At 35.9% G+C, this 2,357-nt stretch carries 3 protein-coding genes, 1 tRNA gene and 1 pseudogene; all 5 read right to left on the bottom strand.

The features are described 5' to 3' along the window. Positions 1 to 87 precede the first annotated feature (87 nt). Complete coding sequence (gene rplK, locus ABX784_RS17005; protein ID WP_372656255.1) at positions 88 to 513, bottom strand: 50S ribosomal protein L11; 426 nt, start codon at positions 511 to 513, stop codon at positions 88 to 90. Positions 514 to 554: 41 nt separating this feature from the next. Beyond that, the gene (nusG, locus tag ABX784_RS17000) at positions 555 to 1,208 is read right to left on the bottom strand and encodes a transcription termination/antitermination protein NusG (RefSeq protein ID WP_372656254.1); all 654 of its coding nucleotides are present in this window, start codon (positions 1,206 to 1,208) and stop codon (positions 555 to 557) included. A gap of 14 nt (positions 1,209 to 1,222) precedes the next feature. Next, a complete protein-coding gene (gene secE, locus ABX784_RS16995; RefSeq protein WP_372656253.1) occupies positions 1,223 to 1,609 on the bottom strand; it encodes a preprotein translocase subunit SecE in 387 nt (128 codons plus the stop codon). A 392-nt stretch (positions 1,610 to 2,001) separates the two neighbouring features. Continuing rightward, a tRNA-Trp gene (locus tag ABX784_RS16990) sits at positions 2,002 to 2,078 on the bottom strand. A 113-nt stretch (positions 2,079 to 2,191) separates the two neighbouring features. Next, a pseudogene (gene tuf / locus ABX784_RS16985) lies at positions 2,192 to 2,357 on the bottom strand (elongation factor Tu); the annotation flags it as partial.

Below are 2,357 nucleotides of genomic sequence, written 5' to 3'. Positions count from 1 at the left end.
CGCTGCAGCTTCTAAATACTTTTTCGACTTTGTCTTAGCCATGATAACACCTCATTGGTTTTAACGAGCTTGCGCTCTCCCACTTAATTAATAGTCTAACTTTAAACCCATTGCTCTAATAGAACCTTCAATTGTTCTTTCTGCTGCTTCTTGTGACGCTGCAGTTAGATCTGGTCTCTTAGCTTCAACTATCTCTTCAACAACATTCTTAGGAACTGAACCGGCTACTTCTGTACCTGGTCTTTGAGATCCTCTTTTTAACTTAAGCTTTGACTTAAGTAGGTAAGATGCTGGTGGTGTTTTCGTAACAAATGAAAACGATCTGTCAGAATAAACTGTAATAATTGTTGGAAGTAGTGTTCCAGCTTCTTTTTGCGTTTTCGCATTGAATGCCTTACAAAATTCCATAATGTTCACACCCTTTTGACCAAGTGCTGGTCCAATTGGAGGTGAAGGGTTTGCTTTTCCGGCTTCAATTTGTAGTTTAATGAAACCTGTAATCTTCTTTGCCATGATTACTCCTGCGATCTAATGATCTACCAACTTGTTAATAATTATGCTTTTTCTACTTGTGTGAAATCTAACTCAACCGGTGTTGGTCTACCGAAGATTGAGACGTTTACACGTATTTTACCTTTTTCATTTACTGCTTCAACCGTACCTACGAATGATGCAAATGGACCTTCAATAACCTTAACAGTCTCACCTTCTTCAAAGTCGATTGTTGCCTTAGTCTTCTTAAATCCATCACCTTGTTGACCAGTCATGTAAGCCGCTTCTTCATCAGAAATTGGCGCTGGTTTTTCAGATGTACCACCAACAAAGCCAGTGATTTTATCTGTATCTTTAACAAGGTGCCATGTCTTATCATTCATGATCATTTTAATCAATATGTAACCTGGGAATAACTTCTTTTTTATAGTTCTCTTTTTCCCATTTGCATGCGTAGTAACCGTTTCCTCAGGAACTAATATCTCTGAGAAGTATTCAGTTTGCTTATAGTTAACAATTCTTTCTTTAAGCGCTCTTTGAATCTTACCTTCTTGACCAGTAAGTGTCTTAGCAATAAACCATTTGAAATCAGGAGATTCTCCTGCAGAAAGCTCACCTTCAGGAGTCTCTGTAGTTTCTTCTTCAGTTGCTTCTACAGTCTCTTCAGTCTCAATAACTTCAGTAACTTCTTCTGCTGTTTTATTTTCGTCAGACATATATCACCCTATAATTAGTACAATAATTCTAAAATTTTTCTAAATGTGAAATCTACGAGTACGAAAATTCCACTTATTATAGAGACCGTTATTACTAAACCAACAGTCATCTTCAATACAGAGTCTTTATCTGGCCATACAACCTTAACTAGCTCTGAGTAAACTTCCTGCATATGCGTAGAAGCTGATTTGCTCTTAAGTATTCCAATAAAAGTCCCTAGTCCAACTAGAATCCCTAAACCTTGAGAAACTGCCAAGAAATTAGAAACCTTAGCTTCTAAATCAAACCATTCACCTAATTGACCAACAAAACGAATAACTACAAATCCAGCTAACATGCTGATAATTGCAACAAATGCGTTGATCCACTTTTTTCCGTCTTCTACTCGAATAAATGACATCCGAAAAATCCTTGGACTAAATTATTTTCAGCAATAATTTGCTAAAAATTCGTTATTATTTACGTATAAGTTTTCCATATATCCATCAATTGATACGGTTTGTCCATCTATTTCTACATTTCAAATTAACGCACACCTAAAAACCATGAAAATAATCCACTTAAATAATTTTTGTATTATCAATTTTTAGACAATGTAGCCTTATATTCTATGAAGGCCTAGTAAGCATAAAAGCTTTGAAGACATAACAAGGGAATAGAAACTTATTTTTCAATAATACTTAACCGCAAACCAATATCTACAATTTTTCCATATAGCACAAGCTGGAAAATGCTTTCCGTAAATGAAATCTTGTGACCTGAATTTTATTATCTAGATGAATGCTAAAGAAATGGCGGGTGCAGAGGGATTCGAACCCCCAACCTACTGATTTGGAATCAGCCGCTCTACCAATTGGAGCTATACACCCATTTTTATAACTGAAGATAAATTACTTAATCTATACTCATCAGTCAATCTTAAAGAGAAAAGAAAAGGCCATCCGAAGATGGCCCATTCATATATAAAATAATTATTTAAAAATTATTCTACGATCTCAGATACAGTTCCTGCACCAATTGTTCTACCACCCTCACGGATTGCAAACTTAAGACCTTTTTCCATTGCGATTGGAGTTATTAACTCTACGTCGAATGAAGTGTTGTCACCTGGCATGATCATCTCTGTTCCAGCTGCTAACTCAATAGCT

The organism is Halobacteriovorax sp. (assembly GCF_041587335.1).
Taxonomy (GTDB): Bacteria; Bdellovibrionota; Bacteriovoracia; order Bacteriovoracales; family Bacteriovoracaceae; genus Halobacteriovorax.
Note: the sequence above shows the minus strand (reverse complement) of the source record. Positions and strands in the feature narration are given on the sequence as shown.